Origin of the sequence: Paenibacillus glycanilyticus, assembly GCF_023715145.1 — a bacterium.
Lineage (GTDB): Bacteria > Bacillota > Bacilli > Paenibacillales > Paenibacillaceae > Pristimantibacillus > Pristimantibacillus glycanilyticus_A.
In genome coordinates this window covers 170,367-186,833 of sequence record NZ_JAMBNP010000011.1, presented here as the reverse complement: position 1 = coordinate 186,833, position 16,467 = coordinate 170,367, and the positions used below count along the sequence as shown (strand labels likewise).

Sequence of the window (16,467 nt, the reverse complement as noted above, 5' to 3'; positions counted from 1 at the left end):
CCGTTTCGAGCTTTGGGGGCAGTCAACCGTCGCGATCAGCGGCAGTCCTGTCGTGGCTCATCATAACCGGCTGGTATGCACATCACCGGGAAGCCCGGCATTCACCGTTTCCCTGTTCCCGGCGCCAAAGACGGAGCTTATCAGCAATAACAGTCAGATTGTACCTTTTCAGCAGCAAGGCGTGTTCCACACGTGTTCGCTCGAGGTACCCGCCTATACGCCGGAGATTACCGTAACGCAGACCTCGGACACAACGGCACTGGTGCAATTCGCCGGTAATTGGCCTTCGCATGTAGAGGATGTATGGCTCAAGATTGATTATGACGGCGGCGTTGCCCAGGCGTTCCTGAACAGCCGGTTGCTGACCGACCACATTTATTGCGGCCAGACATGGAGCATCGGGCTAAAAGACTTCTACAACGAGCTGGAGCAATCCACGCTGCGTCTGACCATTACCCCGCTTCGCAAAGGTACCGTTCACACGTTCGTCAACCAAGCGCAGGTTGAGCGGTTCGAAGGCGTTGAGATCGCGGTCTTCCACCGGATCGAAGTTATCCCGCATTACCGGGTAGCCTTGCTGCCGGCGGTGCAGAAATAATAACAAAGGGATCGTCATGGTTTATTTATGCTCCTCAGCAACTCCTCATAGTCAAACCCGTTAGTTGTATCCACCTCAACGAGCGTCCCGCCAATCGATAACGGCGCAAGCTCTTCCTGTAACAGCCGCCGTTTGTTCCCCTCTTGCTCAATCCATTCCCGATCGTTATGTCCGACATGGCGCCCCTCTGATCCCATGCGGGCATAGTAACGCTCCACAAGCACTTCTCCGTCTGCTCTGCACATGATCTGAAAAGGCTCAAACTCATGCTCCCGCTTCAATCGAAGAAATTCGGCGCTTCTTAATTCCGGCCGGCCGAAGAAGCCTTCTATAAGGAACGATTGTCCCGCAGCCAGCAATGTTCCGGCGAACGAATATAAAACCGTAAATGCCGCCGGTGCCAGCATAGGCGGCGATCCGTGCGTCTCGCAGTCTAAAGCATCAAACAGGGTTTCATATATACCGTCCCGGGACAAAAGAGGCAGCCGTAAATCCGATGATAACCGCTTCGCTAACGTCGTTTTACCCGCGCCGGGAAATCCATTAATGACGATTACTAAAGGCTGATCCATCACTGTTTTTTCCCCTCTCTTTGACTGCTCCTCCCATCATACAACAAAAAACCATCGCCAAAATAGACGATGGTTCTTCCGATCGGAGTCTACCTCCCGGCAACTCTTGTTCCATTCTGCAGCCGTTCCAGCGCAAAGTCAGCCAGCAGAGCCAGAATCGCGGCAGGAATAGCTCCTGCGTACAGACGAGCAGAGTTATTCATATTGATTCCGGAATAAATTTCTCGCCCCAGTCCGTCCCCGCCTACAAGCGGGGCAATGGTAGCAACCCCAATCGCAATAACCGCCGCGATCCGTATTCCCGTCAGCATAAATGGCAGGGCCAGCGGCAGCTGCACATTCAGCATAATCTGCAGCGGGCTCATTCCGACGCCTTTGCCCGCTTCCATAATAGACTTATCCACTTGGGTCAGCCCCACATACGTATTCCGAATAACCGGCAGCAGCGAGTATAGGAACAATCCCGCAACAACAGTTGTTGTCCCAAGGCCGAAGACCACCATCAAGAGCACCAGCAGCGCGAGGCTCGGGAATACCTGGATAATATTCGCCAACGTAAGAATGATCCGCGCGCTCACCCGGTTTCGCGAAGCCAATATTCCGAGCGGTATGCCAACCACTAGCGCTAGCAGCAGCCCGATTAGCACCATCATAATATGCTGCCCCGTGAAAACAAGCAGATCAGCCCAATTTTCTCTAACATAGCGGAGAAACAATTCCATCTCGACTCACTCCATTATTTCAGCAATCCGACCTTCTTTAAATACTCCTCGGCTACCTTCTTCTCATTGCGTTTATTCACGTCAACCTCGTAGTTCAGATCAATAATCGTCTTTGCATCCAGCTTGCCGATAAGCAGGTCAATAATCTCCTGAAGCTCCGGGTGCTTCTCCAATACTTCCTTCCGAATAACAGGTGAAGCATCGTAAGGCGGGAAGAAATGCTTATCGTCCGCAAGCGTTACCAGATCGTATTCCTTCAATCGCGCGTCTGTGGAATAGGCAACGACGATGTCCATTTTATTCGTTGCCACCGCGTTGTAAACAAGCGCAACCTCCATCGGATATACCTTGCCGAACGAAATGCCATAGGCTTTCTTAAAATCCTCATAGCCGTCACCCGCACGCTCCAGCCACGACGTATCGACTCCAAGTCTCATCGACTGTGCTTTATCCTTCACGTCGGATATTCGTTGAAGCTGCTCCTTCGCCGCCAAATCCTTGCGAACCGTAAACGCATACGTATTCTCGAAGCCATAGGAATCGAACCATTTGAGCCCGTAATGCTTATCGAACCCCTCTTGTGCCTGCTTCAAAATACTGGCGCGATCATTCGTGCGCTCAATTGGGAAGTAGTTATCAAGTATAATTCCCGAATAGAGCGACGCCATCTGAATGTCATCCTTCGTTAAGGCATCCAGAACAACCGTGCTGGTTGCCAGATCGGGCAACACCTTCACCCTCATATCCGTCCGGTCCTCAATGAGGAATTTGTACATATTAGCGATAATCTTGGGCTCAGAGAAGGTCTGCGTCCCGATGATAATGGTGTTCCCATTGCCGCAGCCAGGCAGCAAGCTGCAGACAGAGATGATCGTAACGACAAGCAGTGCGAGTCTTACGCGCCTTTTCATTCCAATCCCCCCTGCCGTCATACAGTACCGGATGCCGGCGTGCTCTTCGTCTTGGCCGTTACCCATTTCTCCGCGAGTCCCAGCAGATAATCCGCCGCAAGCGCCAAAACAACGGCAAGAACGGCGCCGGTTACAATCAGCTCCTTCTTATTGACGCCTAGTCCGGAGAAGATAAGCTGGCCTAGACCGCCAGCTCCGATTAATGTCGCAAGCGTTGCCCAGCTAATAATATAAACCGTCGTAACGCGCAGCCCCGACATGATGTATGGGAACGACAGGGGCAACTGAATGCGGAGCAATCGCTGCATGCGGCTGTAGCCCATCCCGCGGGCCGCTTCCATCACGTTTGGATCAACGGCCTTGAAGCCGGAGTACGTGTTGCGCATAATCGGCATAATCGAGTAGAGAAACAGCGCGAAGACAGCCGGTGTACGGCCAATTCCAAGCAGCGGTATCAGAATGGCGAGCAGCGCCAGGCTCGGAATCGTCTGCAGCACATTGGCAATGGTAAATACAAAATGGTTAAGCCAGCCAATCCGGCTTCCCGCCAGCCATATGCCGACCGGGATAGCCACAATCGCTCCGAAGATAATGGAAAGAGCGGAAATATAAATATGATCGCGAAGAGCAATCAGAATATCTCCTTGTCTGCTCGTTAGGAAAACTCCATATTCAGACAGCCAGTCCATCATGCGTGCTCTCCCCCTTCTTCCTCTTCCTCTTCCTCCGCAGGCTCAAGCGGCGTCTCCTCCTTCAGCTTCTCCGCTTCCGCTGTAAGCTCCTCCAAGCTCATATCGTCGGGATTATAGATCTCTGCCATATGCCTTACCACGCTGCCCCTCGTAACCAGTCCTACAAGATGTCCATCCCGAACAACAGGTACATAAGGCAAACCGTGCTCATTCATCAGCGTTAAAGCAAGAGCGACAGACGAGCCGGATTCCACGACATGGACAAATGGCTTCATGATGTCCCCCAAACGACTGTCTTCATGTCTGTACCCTTTTAGAACGTTGAATACAGAGACATAACCGAGCAGCTCTCTTTTTTTACCGACTATGATCAAGGAATCGACTCGATGTCTTTCCATGAATTGGATCGCCGCCGCCATCCCGCGTTCTGGAGAGGCAGTAACCGGATTGACCGACATAACGTCATCAACGGTTAAACCAGGATCAAGTGTATCGGTTGTCAGATGCTTCTTGCCGATAAAGCTCGTAACGAATTCATTTGCCGGATGCCGCAAAATATGCTCAGGAGAGCCGGTCTGTACAATTTCCCCACTCTTCATGAGAACGATCGTATCCGCGATCTTGATCGCTTCATCCATGTCATGGGTGACGAATACGATCGTCTTCTTCAGCTCCTGTTGAAGGCGGATCAGCTCATCCTGCAATTGTTCCCGGCTGATAGGATCCAGCGCGCTAAATGGCTCATCCAGAAGAATCACGTCCGGATCGGCAGCAAGCGCTCGAATAACGCCAATTCGCTGCTGCTGTCCGCCGCTAAGCTCCGAGGGATAACGGTACCGATAAACATCAGGGTCCAGATTCACCATCCGAAGCAGCTCATCGACTTTATGGGCCGTATTCTCTTTATCCCATTTCAGCAATTTCGGGACAACGGCAACGTTCCTGGCAATATTCATATGCGGGAATAGACCCACGTTCTGAATCACATAACCGATGCTTCTCCGAAGCTGGGTAGGATCTATACTCGAGATGTCCTTGCCGCGGATAAATATTTTGCCGCTTGTCGGATTGTTCAATCGGTTAATATGCTTCATAAGCGTGGACTTTCCGCAGCCGCTGGGACCAATCAATACCGTTAATTCGCCTTCTTTTATCTCCAAATTAATCTTTTTTAACGCTTCAAAACCATCATCGTATATTTTTCTCACGTTCTCGAATCGGATCATTTGCGGGTTAACCTCCGAATTTTCTTAAACTTAGACTTTCCGATTCGCGTGCAAATAATGCCAAATGCACATTCAATTAACCAAATGATTTATTAATTAACCTATGTATTGACGTAAGGGATTATATTTAGCATAATATGTACGAGAATAATGAACTTTTTAATCTTTATATTAACCTAACAGTTAACTAAAAGGAGAATGAAAAGACATGACCAGTACGCACAAGTACGTGAAGGATTATCCGCGCCCGCAATGGGTACGCGATGAGTGGCAATTATTGAACGGTGAATGGAGCTTCCGCTTTGATGATTCCTTTGAAGGAGAGCGGAATAAATGGTACAGCCAGCTGGATGCGGACCGTTCGATTCAGGTTCCGTTCACCTACGAAACAAAGGCAAGCGGCATCGGCGAGGAGAAATTCCATCCGTGCGTCTGGTACGAGCAGAATGTCGCGATTCCGGAGGAGACTGGTGACAAGCGCGTGGTGCTTCACTTCCAAGCCGTCGATTATTTGGCTAAGGTGTGGGTAAACGGTGTTTATATCGGCTCTCATGAAGGCGGATATGCCGCATTCTCCCTTGATATTACGGATGCTGTGCAGCCAGGCGGAGACAACCGCATCACCGTCCGGGCCGAGGATGGCAACAGCACGATGCAGCCCCGGGGCAAACAGCGCTGGACGGACAAGAATTATGGATGCTGGTACGTGCAGACGACGGGCATCTGGCAGTCCGTATGGCTGGAATACGTCGATACCTTCCATGTGAACAAAGCCAAGATTACGCCTAAGCTGGAAGAAGCGTCGGTTACGTTCGAATACGAGCTGGGCAGCACCATTCGTTCCTTCGAAGGCTTGACCCTGCAGACGATTATCCGATATGACGGGAAGCTGATCCGTTCTTCGGAAACGAATGTAGACCGGATGTTCCTGAAGACGGAGTTAAGCGTCATGAACGACGTAAATGAATGGAAAATTCATTCCTGGCATCCGAATCATCCGAATTTGTACGATGTTGAGGTTGTGCTGAAAAAAGACGGCCAGCCGGTCGACACCGTATACAGCTACTTCGGCATGCGCCGCATTCAAATTAAAGGCGACCGCATCCTGCTGAACAAGCAGCCGCTGTACCAACGCCTTCTGCTCGATCAAGGGTACTGGGAAGATACGCATCTGACGCCTCCATCCGAGGAAGCGATTATCGAAGATATTGATAAGACATTAGCGCTTGGCTTCAACGGAGTGCGCAAGCATCAGAAGCTGGAGGATCCGAGATACCTTTACTGGGCGGACCGCAAAGGCCTTCTTGTCTGGTCGGAGATCCCCGCCACCTACGAATTTGGGGATGACGCCGTAGAGCGGTTCACGAAAGAATGGATGGAGGTTGTCCGCCAGCATTATAACCACCCTTCCATTGTGACATGGGTACCGTTCAATGAATCATGGGGAATCGGACAAATCTTCACGGATCGCAAGCAGCAGCAGTTCACCGAATCGATCTATCATCTGACCAAATCGTATGACCAGATGAGACCCGTTGTTGTAAATGACGGCTGGGAGCATACGATCTCGGATATCATTACGCTGCATGACTACGAGGAGCTCGGCTCTGTGCTCGAGGCACGTTATAAGGATAAGGACGCCTTGCTCAGCAACGACTTCGCGCATGATAAATACCGCTATCCGTTCGCTAACGGATACAGCTACAAAGGCCAGCCGGTTATCATTAGCGAATACGGCGGCATCGCGTTTACAAGCGAATCCGGTTGGGGCTACGGCAACCAAGTAAAAAACGAAGAAGATTTTTTGGCCCGTTATGAAGGAATTACACAAGCAATCAAGAATCTCGATTATGTAAGCGGATTCTGCTACACGCAAATTACGGATGTGCAGCAGGAGGTTAACGGCTTGCTTACGATCAACCGGGAGCCAAAGATTGCTATGGAGAAGATCAGAAAAATCAATCTGCAGTAAGATCGGCTTCCAATGACCACAGTTCATGAGAAGGCAGGGATTTGTTTCATGTCAAAAATGCAACGTATTGGAATTATCGGCAGCGGCGGTATCGCTTCTGCTCACGTAAGAGCCTACAAACAGCTTCAGGACGTTGAGATTGTCGCCGTTGCCGATGTGATTCCGGGCAAAGCGGATCAATTCGTTACGCGCGAGCAATTGCCGGGAGCCATCGGTTTCGATGATCATCGCAGGCTCCTTGAGCTTGATCTGGATGGAGTCAGCATCTGTACGCCAAATGCCTCCCATCACGTAACAACCGTTGACGCGCTGCGCGCAGGCAAAAATGTCCTGCTCGAAAAGCCGATGTCCGTTACCTTGGAAGAAGCGATTGATATGGTTCAAGTCGCCAGCGAAACGGGAAATATGCTGACGATCGGTTTCCAGCCCCGTTATGATCCAAACATGAAGGTCGTTAACGAAATCGTCCAATCCGGCAAGCTCGGCAAGGTCTATTACGTTGAGACCGGCGGCGGCCGCAGACGCGGCATGCCTGGGGGCACGTTTATCAGCAAGCAGCTCGCCGGGGCCGGCGCAATGGCGGATATCGGCTGTTACTCGCTCGATATGGCGCTAAATGCACTTGGTTATCCGAAGCCCCTTACGGTATCGGCTTATACGTCCAATTATTTCGGCACTAATCCCATTCATCATCCGGAAGCGAGCAAATTCGAGGTTGAGGATTTTGGAGTAGCGCTTGTGCGCTTCGAGAATGATCTGGTGCTTCAATTCAAGATCTCTTGGGCAATGCACATGGATACGCTTGGTTCCACCATGTTCCTAGGAACAGAAGGCGGCCTGAAAGTAAACCCTTACGGTACGGGCAACTGGTCCGGCGTTTGGGATGGCCGCGTCGGCGAGATGAAGCTGTTCCACGACTTTATGGGCAAGCAGACCGAAACGCCGGTTCCGGTTACGAATACCGATCTTAACCTCTTCAACGAGAAGGTTCGGGATTTCTCCGAAGCCGTGCGCGAAGGACGTCCTGCCCCTATTCCGGGCTCGCAGATCGTCATTCAGCAAGCCATTATTGACGGCGTGCTGCGCTCCTCCGCCGCTAAACGCGAAGTTGCCATTGAGCTGCCTTTCTAATCCGTTATCGCGATAGTAACTAAGCAGGCGCCCTCTCCTTATGGAAACGGCGCCTGCTTTAACATTAAGAGTCCAATCGGATCTCTAACCAGCTAAATGACCGCAGGATTGATGCGTGTCATCAATAAAGTGCCCCGCCTTGCTCTAAAAGCAAGGCGGGGCACTTATTGTCGCTGGAGATGAATTCCACTACCCCTTACCGGTATGCCGCCACCTTCACGCCTCCCGAGCACCCTCCCGAGTATTTCCCGACAAGCAACATGCCAGCAGGCCAATTCACCTATCAATTATTCATTCGCTCATGTTCCAAATCCATATCATTAGACCTCTCTCTACGATGAATGACGCAGGACTATTCTATCGATTATCCAAATTTACCTGATATTAACTGGATTTTAATCATGCGCAAACATAACCGCCACAATATGAATACCAATCTTAGAAAATGTCATATGGTGTGGAGGATGTCAAAATTGCGCGTAAAATGGTCCCTGTCTTTAATCGCTATGTTCCTGCTTATCTTTGCCCTAATGCCGGTGTCGCAGGTGTCAGCCCATACAGATAATAGTGAGGGCTTCTCTAAAATATCCGCCGCATCCCGCCAGCTGAACTATGAACTCATGCTCGATTATTTTGAATTCGGACGTGTTGTTATGCTGGATGCCCGTCCCGACCAATCGGAGGCGGAGCTGCTGGCGCTGCTGGACCAGAACAAGCAGGCTGTACTCGACTACGTGAACGCTCATCTTAAAATCTATATCAACGGAGAAGCGGTTGACGGCATGCTTGCAGAGACGAAGATCACATCCAAGCTGGGACGCTACTATGCCGATCTGAGCCTCAACTATCCCAATCCCTCGAATGCCAAAGGCGTAGAGGTCGATTACACGATTTTCTTCGACGATAACGACTCCATGCATCGCAATATTGCGGCCTACTCATGGGAAGGCAGAGAAGGCCAATTTGTCTTCAACAGCGGAGAACGGCACATGGGGCTGGGCAATCCAAGCTATATCGGACAGGCCTGGCGGTTCATCCAGCTTGGCTTTCACCATATCATGATTGGTCTTGACCATATTTTGTTCGTCATTGCGCTCGTGTTAACGTCGAAAAGCTTCCGTTCCATATTCAGAATTGCAACAGTGTTCACACTCGCCCACAGCGTGACGCTGGGGCTGTCCGCCTTCCATGTTTTGTCCGTGCCTTCGGAAATTGTCGAGCCTTTAATCGCGCTCAGCATCGCTTATGTCGCTTTGGAGGCCTCCTTCCTTAGCGACAGCAAAGCCCGGCCGTTCGTTGTCTTCGGCTTTGGACTCGTGCATGGAATCGGCTTTGCCGGTGCACTCGAAATGACCGGTGCCATTAATGCCAGCTCAATGCTTTCACTGGCTGCTTTTAATATCGGCGTGGAAGGCGGACAGCTGCTCATCATCTCCCTGCTGTTCCCGCTCCTGCTCTATATTCGCCGGTACAGCTGGTCCAGGCCGGTGCAAATTGCCGCAGTGGCCTTCGTATTCGTCTCCGGTATCTACTGGTATATGGAGCGGATGATGATGTAAGTTCTTTTTTCTTTAGCCCTATCCCCAAGTTATTGAAAGGAGTGATGCCCACCGCCATAAGGATTGCTGGATCTATATTTTAGATAGGAAGAAGGAGGAAAATAATATGTCTTTCAAGCGCAAATTTCTTCGCAGCAAGAAAACCATTCAAGGATTGACGACGTTCACCATGGCCGGTCTCGCACTTGCCGCCGTGATCAAGCCCGCGATGGCGGAGATTCCCCAAACGACGGTCACGGGAGTTGTGTTCGCCGATCAGAACGGAAACGGCATTCAAGACAAGAACGAGAAGGGCCTCTCCGGGGTCAGCGTATCCGATGGCGCGACGATTTCCATTACGGACAAGCAAGGCAAGTACAGATTGGTAGTCAATCCCGACAGACGCTTGACGGACATCGTCTTCGTCACCGTACCAAGCGGATACAAGGCGCAAGAAAGCGACAACAAGATTCCGCAATTCTATCAAAATCTGGGTCAGCTCACGCAAAATGAAAGCCGTACAGCCAACTTTGCGCTGCAGCCTGCTCCGCAATCCAAAAATCCAAACTTTGAATTTGCAGGCATTGCCGACGTGCACGTTCAAGCCGGGACAACGAATAACCGTGAACGGCTGACAGGCCAATTGGCTGAGCTTAACGCATTGACCGGTTCGCCCGCTTTTATCACGATCAGCGGAGATATTACGAACGGCGCCTCGGATGCGGAATTCAAAGATTTTCTGGCGAGCTCGGCGACTTCCAAGCTTCCCGTTTACCCTGCCGTAGGAAATCACGACTTTACAGGCGGCGCGGATTTCTCGGCCCGCATCGACCGTTACCGGACGTACCTTGGCCCGGAATGGTATTCCTTCGACTATGCGGATAAACATTTTATCGTGCTCGAAAATAATATGGGGATGCGTGAAGCCGATCAGATGGCCTGGCTGACCGAAGATTTGAAGCAGACCGGCAAGCATAAAGAAATCGTCGTGATCACCCATCGCCCATTCAACAATCCGCAAACGCCGGACGCAGCCGAGGCTCAGAAGTACATCGACTTGCTTGGCAAGTACAATACCCGCCTCGTCCTGATGGGTCATACGCACGTCAATGACGTAGCAACCGACACAATCGAATCGGCTGATCATGTCGTGACCAACTCCAGCTCCTACACGATCGACCAGACGCCAAACGGCTTCCGCGTCATCTCGTTCAAAGGCAGCAAGGAGACACATCCGTACAAAATGTATGGCGTGGACAAAAATCTCGTTATCGTAAATCCGGCTCCGGGCAGCAGCGTGCCGCAAGGCAACGTACAGCTGCAGGTGAATGCGTATAACACGACAAGCCGCGTAACCGAAGCAAAATATCGAATCGACGGGGGACAATGGCATACGCTGAAGCAAAGCGGCGAAATGACCTGGTCGGCGGATTGGAAAGCTGGAAAAGAAAAGCTTGGCAAACATACCATTGAAGTCCGCGTGACGGATGACGGGAAGCAGACCTGGTCGGAGAGCAGCTCCTTTACGCTCGTTAAAGCAAGCGAAGCGGCCCTGCCTGTTCAAGGTGCTGACTGGCCGATGTTCCACGGCAATGCGCAGCATACCGGTGAAGCGATTGACGCCTTGGCGCCTGATCTGAAGCTGGCGTGGAGCCATTTGACCGATGGCACCATCCTTACCTCGTCGCCAGCCGTTGTGAACGGCAACGTGTACATCGGTACTAGAGATGAGAATGGCACGGATCAGAACCGTGTGCTGGCTCTGGACCTTACGTCAGGCGACAAGAAGTGGGAGTTCAAGCCGGATGCGCAAATCCAGGCTTCCCCTGCAGTCGAGAACAACATCGTTTATGCATCCTCCATTCGCGGCACACTGTATGCGCTTGATGCCAAGAAAGGCAACAAGCTGTGGGTGAAAACCATTGGCGAGAAAGACGTAAATCGGGCCTGGATGTACTATTCGCCAACTGTTGCTGACGGTATCGTCTATCAGGCTTACAGCTCGAAGAACGGCGGAGAGATCATGGCGTTAAACGCCAAGACAGGCGAAACAGTATGGACCGCCAAACTCGCAGGCGGCTGGATTGCCGAGAGCTCTCCGGTTGTGAAGGACGGCAAAGTGTACGTCGGTTCAGACGGCGGATACTTGATCGCGCTGGATGCAAAAGACGGCAAGGAGCTCTGGCGCAAGCAGCCTGCAGGCGGATGGATGCACTCTATGCCGGCAGCAGCGGACGGCAAAGTGTTTATGGGCTACGGCGGCGGATTGATCGTTGCGCTCGATGCGGACACCGGAGCCGAGGTATGGCGATACCAAAGCAAAGCCGGACCATCGCTTATTCCAGGCGATGCAACGGGCTCTTCGCCAGCCGTCGTCAACGGCGTGGTCTATATGGGCTTCCCGAACGGCAGCGCAGAAGCCTTGAAAGCCGATACCGGCGAGAAGCTTTGGAGCAGAGCGACAGACGGCGGCATTATCTCGTCCGCAGCCGTTTCCGGCGACACGGTCTACATCGGCTCCAACGACGGCAATCTGTATGCACTGAATAAGCAAAACGGCGAGATCCAGTGGTCGTACAAGATTGGGGCATGGGTTGCTTCCTCACCTGCGATCTCAGGCAACGCGCTTGTTGTAGGCGCCTTTGACGGCAATATCTACGCCTTTACTTCCTCAGTGAAATAAGGTCGCCAACAAGGCTGGAATAATAGCGAAAAGCCCTCTATCCGGATTTACGGATAGAGGGCTTTTGTTTGGCTTAAAGTTTGCCATTATCAGCGTTAAGGCAAGCCTTGCGCTATATCAGCTTCGCAGCCGAAAGCAATTGGAACAGCACCTTCGCTGCCGCTTCGCGCGTGGTCGGCTTAGCAGGGTCGAAGTAGAAACGGCCCTGCCGCTTGCTGCCCTGCATCAGGCCTGCTTCGGTTACACTTTCAATGCTCGCTTGCGCATACGAGCCGAACGATTGAGCATCTGCATAAGGACGGGACGTGGAGTTGCCAGCCGGCTCTACATGAAGCAGCTTCATCGCTCTCTCCAGCATCACCGTCAAGTCTTGACGCGAAATCGGATCATTCGGATGGAATGCGCCGCCGTTACCTTTAATCAGGCCGGCTTCATATGCCGCAGCAACATCCTGTGCAAACCATTCGTTGCCTTTGACGTCGGTGAACGGCGCCTTAGACGCGACCTTGTCCAGGCCAACCGCGTTGACCAGCATTGCCGCAAGCTCCGCACGTGTGACGTTATTCTTCGGACTAAACGTCGTCGCGGAGGTTCCGTTCAGCAGGAATTTATCCTCGAGCGCCTGAATCTGCTCGTTCGCCCAAGACGTCTTCGTGTCCGTGAACGAGATTTGCCGTTCAGCGGCGGCATACGTCGAGAAGCCCGGATTCGCGATCGTCACAATCGTGTGTCCATCCGATAATTTCTTGAATGCGGCTGGAACCGGATAAGCATGACTACCGTCTGCATACAGCGCACCGGCATGGCTGGCGTCAATACCCATATTCAGTTCAAACGCCTTGCGAACCAGCTGCTCTGCAGTCGTCTTCAGCGGTGTCTCCTTGCCATCCACGAGCGTATACGCGGCGAACGCGTAAGGCGTACCAAGGATGGTTGCTTTCGGATAGTCGACGGTGTACAGCGATTGGCCGTTCGCATTTGGCGCGATGTCGACCGCAAGGCCGGCCTCGCTCTTCAGCGCCGCAAGCGGAATCGCAACCGATGCTCCGTTCCAAGTGAATGCGACAGAGCTTGCGGCCGGTGCGGACGCGAGCTGTTTCGTCTGCTCCGCGGTCAGCGTCAGGCGCGCAGCCGCTCCGCTTGCCGAGCCGCCTTCAGCCGTAATGCCGAAGACCGCAGGCTTGCCTTGCGCTTGCTCCAACGCCTTCGAGAGCGCGTCGTCCGTAACGGTAACAACCGTTTTTCCACCGTCGTTGGAGACTTTGCCCGTCAAAGTGATGACCTTCTGATCCGCCCATGCGACGGTCGCGAGCATGTCCGTGGTCAAGGAGCCACCCTGGTCCATTCCGCCAGACGAAGGAGCTCCTCCGCCTTGACCCGGATTGCCTGGGTTGCCTGGGTTGCCTGGGTTGCCTGGGTTGCCCGGGTTGCCCGGGTTATCAGACCCGTCGTCGTTCACATCATTTTGCACATATACCATCGAACCCATCTTTTGGATGTTTTCCACTTCATTCATTTCATTCAGATGGGCAACGAGCATCAAAATAATGTATTGGCCTTCCGGCAGTTGACGGACAATATCATAGCCGTATTCATCTTCTTCTCCGTCCAAATAATAGCTGCCATCGAGCTTCTCGAACTTGATCGGCCCGGCCGCTAATGGCAAGCGTTTTTGCGCCTCCAAGTCGATGTTGTTCGTAAAGGCCACCGTGCCCACATAGTCCTGATTGAGGTCAAGTACGTCGATTTCGGCGTAGTTCATGGAATCGTCGAGCAGCGTCGCAGTCGCGTCGATCGGCGCGCCGGGCACGATCCGCTGGCCGGACAATGCAAAGTCCTGCAGCACGAAGTCGTTATCCTCTGCATCATCGCCGACGTGTACAACGAACGGCAAATGCAGCGTAGGCAATCCTTCGGTTGTCAACCGCACTTCGCCTTCGTATACGCCGTGAGCCGCGCCATCTGCTGCAGCAGCCGACAGCGTGAAGGCCTGGCTGGCTCCCGCCTCCGCCGTCACGGTTCCACCTTCGCCGAGTCCATCCAGTTTCATGATAATGTTGTTCACATCCGGCGTCGGCACTTGATCTGTCGGATCCGATGTCACTTTCGGGTGCAGGACAACCGAAGCCGCGTACGTTACCGAAGCGTCAGACAGGTTTTTCACGCGAAGCGGCTTTGCAACCGGCTCAGCGCCTGGATTGATAGCCCCGAAGCTGACACTGCTTGCTTCGCTTTCGATGATTTTCTCGTTCAGCTTCTCGTCGTAGACCTTGATCAGATCCATCGCTTCCAAGACTGCAGGCGTCGAGATGGCGTTCACCATATCCGCCCTGCCGGCACCTTGCGAGTAGACATCGAATTGCGTACCGTCAAGGTCATAGAGCGTATCCGCCGTGTTAGCGAGTGCCGCGCGAATATCGCGCGGGGTCCAATCAGGATGCTCTTGCTTCATAAGCACCGCGAGGCCTGCGATATGCGGGGATGCCATGCTCGTGCCGCTTAGACGGTAGTACGCTGTATCGTAATCGGGCACCGGCGTGATCCCATAATCCATCTCGTGATAAGCAGGCACGGTCGAGCGAATGTTCACGCCCGGCGCACTAATATCGGGCTTTATGCCGTAGCTGCCGTCCGAGTTTGGGCCGCGGGAGCTGAATTCCGCGATCGTATCGCCCCGAACGACGATTTCCGTAAACTCCGGCCCAAAAGTAAACTGCAGCGGCTTGCCTTCATTAGCCGGATCGAGAATCTGTCTTGCCAGCGCACGTCCTTCAATGCCGGACATGTCAAAAGTAGGGAGATAGTCGTTGCTCTCGCCGAGGAAGGCTCCAGAGCCAATCTTGCCATCCCGACCGTCGATATGCTCGGACAAATCGGCCGTTGCATCGTCGTTATTCAGCACATTGCCGTTGAAAATAATAGCTGCCTTCGCCCCATGCTCCTTGGCGATCGTAATTTTATCCACGAACGCGAGATTGCCCCGCGAGATGAGCACGATCTTGCCCTCGACGTCCGTCTGGTAGTCCTCGTCCGCTCCAATGCCGACATACACGGCATCGAGCGGTTCCGTCCCGAGTGTTTTGGCAAAATCTTCGCCGCCGATCGGCCATGCCATGGCATCGATCGAATAAGCGGGATGCTCCGCCGTCAGCGAATCGGTGAAGCTGCCGCTGAAATGGCTGCTCTCACTCGTCGCAGCAGCGACGGAAATGGCAAGCTGCGCACTTGCCGGCGAGCCCATGGAATAATAATAAGGACCTTCTTGAGCAGCGTTGCCGTTCGCCACAACGGCCGTGACGCCGGCAAGAACGGCGTTATTGACAGCGATGGAATCCGGTGAAGTCGGACTCTTGTCTTCATCCGTCCCCAAAGACATATTAATCACGTCCATGTGGTCCTTGATCGCATGCTCGATCCCGTCGATGACCTGCGCCGAGGTGCCGGTGACATCGATCTCGAGTGTCCTAGGGTTAAGCTTAGCGCCGAGCACTTTATAAGAATATAAGTCCGCTTCGTACGCGATGCCCTTCTGCACCATCTCGGCATTCGGGTTAACCGCGCGGCCGGCAATCGTCCCGGCGACATGCGACCCGTGCTCGGAGCCCGCAAAGCCGAAGCTAATGTCCGGCAGGTCCTCATATGGATCGTAGTCCTTGTTAATCGAATCGTATCCGCCTTTATAGGCGTCCTTCAGATCCGGGTGATCATAATCAATGCCGGTGTCGATAACGCCGACCTTCAGACCTTTACCCGTCAATCCCTTCGCCCAGGCAACATCCGCGCCGATCTGGCTGATTGGATCGATATCGTAATTTACATCCCCCTCCGCGGAAGCCTCCGGCGGAAGCGGAATCGCGTGATAGGTCAAGTTCTTGCTGATGGACTTCACGCCGGGCATGGCTGCCAGCTGAGGGATTTTATCCGCAGGGACCGTCACTTCCATCCCGTTCAGAACCGTATCGTACTTATAATTGACGTGCAGACCGATGCCCTTGTCAGCTACGGCATCTACGAAGGTCGACTGCTCCAAGCTCACCTTACGCTCGGCCGATGCGGCGGAGAAGCTGCCGCGCGACAGCTCCGCAGCGTGCTGGGCCGCAGCGACCGGCGGCTCGCTCAGCTGCACGATGACGTTAATTTCCTCCTTCTTGGAGGTGTCGATGCCGGGATCAATGACAACGGGTTCCTTAATGGAGCCTGCCATCGTGCTTGCAGCGCCCTTGGATGCCAGCGCTAGAAGCTGTGCCGTGTCCGGCTTCCCAAGCGGAGATTGTTCGGCAGGATGTGCATCGCCGGCAGAGCCGGCCGCTTCACTTACGCCGCCGATAGGCGCCGTCAGAAGCATGGAGGCCGCGAGAAGAGCGGCCGCGCGTTGTATTTTTACAGTGGATTTAGCCAAGTGAGATTCCTCTTTTCGTAAGA

The 16,467-nt window shown here is 53.1% G+C and carries 11 protein-coding genes; 5 read left to right on the top strand and 6 right to left on the bottom strand.

Annotated features, from left to right (window positions below; all coding sequences use genetic code 11):
- The first annotated feature begins 52 nt into the window (after positions 1 to 52).
- Entirely contained in the window at positions 53 to 598 is a 546-nt protein-coding gene (locus tag M3194_RS24765; protein ID WP_251656769.1) for a hypothetical protein, read from the top strand.
- 14 nt (positions 599 to 612) lie between these two features.
- On the opposite strand, the gene M3194_RS24760 is transcribed toward M3194_RS24765, so the two are convergent.
- The 5 genes from M3194_RS24760 to M3194_RS24740 form a co-directional block, all read right to left on the bottom strand.
- On the bottom strand, positions 613 to 1,170 hold the full coding sequence (locus tag M3194_RS24760; RefSeq protein WP_251656768.1) for a P-loop nucleotide/nucleoside kinase family protein: 558 nt from the start codon (positions 1,168 to 1,170) through the stop codon (positions 613 to 615).
- 89 nt (positions 1,171 to 1,259) lie between these two features.
- On the bottom strand, positions 1,260 to 1,892 hold the full coding sequence (locus M3194_RS24755) for an ABC transporter permease (protein ID WP_251656767.1): 633 nt from the start codon (positions 1,890 to 1,892) through the stop codon (positions 1,260 to 1,262).
- A 14-nt stretch (positions 1,893 to 1,906) separates the two neighbouring features.
- A complete protein-coding gene (locus M3194_RS24750; RefSeq protein WP_251656766.1) occupies positions 1,907 to 2,803 on the bottom strand; it encodes a glycine betaine ABC transporter substrate-binding protein in 897 nt (298 codons plus the stop codon).
- Positions 2,804 to 2,820: 17 nt separating this feature from the next.
- Complete coding sequence (locus M3194_RS24745) at positions 2,821 to 3,495, bottom strand: ABC transporter permease (RefSeq protein ID WP_251656765.1); 675 nt, start codon at positions 3,493 to 3,495, stop codon at positions 2,821 to 2,823.
- Positions 3,492 to 4,721, bottom strand: coding sequence for an ABC transporter ATP-binding protein (locus M3194_RS24740; protein WP_251656764.1), 1,230 nt, complete (start codon positions 4,719 to 4,721; stop codon positions 3,492 to 3,494). Before M3194_RS24740 ends, M3194_RS24745 begins: the two co-directional genes overlap by 4 nt.
- A gap of 208 nt (positions 4,722 to 4,929) precedes the next feature.
- On the opposite strand from M3194_RS24740, the gene M3194_RS24735 reads away from it, so the two are divergent.
- The 4 genes from M3194_RS24735 to M3194_RS24720 all read left to right on the top strand — a co-directional run bounded on the left by M3194_RS24735 (position 4,930) and on the right by M3194_RS24720 (position 12,045).
- A complete protein-coding gene (locus tag M3194_RS24735) occupies positions 4,930 to 6,693 on the top strand; it encodes a glycoside hydrolase family 2 protein (RefSeq protein WP_251656763.1) in 1,764 nt (587 codons plus the stop codon).
- Positions 6,694 to 6,741: 48 nt separating this feature from the next.
- Complete coding sequence (locus tag M3194_RS24730) at positions 6,742 to 7,824, top strand: Gfo/Idh/MocA family protein (protein ID WP_251656762.1); 1,083 nt, start codon at positions 6,742 to 6,744, stop codon at positions 7,822 to 7,824.
- Positions 7,825 to 8,297: 473 nt separating this feature from the next.
- On the top strand, positions 8,298 to 9,383 hold the full coding sequence (locus M3194_RS24725; RefSeq protein ID WP_251656761.1) for a HupE/UreJ family protein: 1,086 nt from the start codon (positions 8,298 to 8,300) through the stop codon (positions 9,381 to 9,383).
- A 106-nt stretch (positions 9,384 to 9,489) separates the two neighbouring features.
- Positions 9,490 to 12,045, top strand: a complete 2,556-nt coding sequence (locus tag M3194_RS24720) for an outer membrane protein assembly factor BamB family protein (protein ID WP_251656760.1) — start codon at positions 9,490 to 9,492, stop codon at positions 12,043 to 12,045.
- Positions 12,046 to 12,157: 112 nt separating this feature from the next.
- Here M3194_RS24720 and M3194_RS24715 read toward each other — a convergent pair whose 3' ends face one another.
- On the bottom strand, positions 12,158 to 16,444 hold the full coding sequence (locus M3194_RS24715; protein ID WP_251656759.1) for a S8 family serine peptidase: 4,287 nt from the start codon (positions 16,442 to 16,444) through the stop codon (positions 12,158 to 12,160).
- Between the last annotated feature and the right edge of the window lie 23 nt (positions 16,445 to 16,467).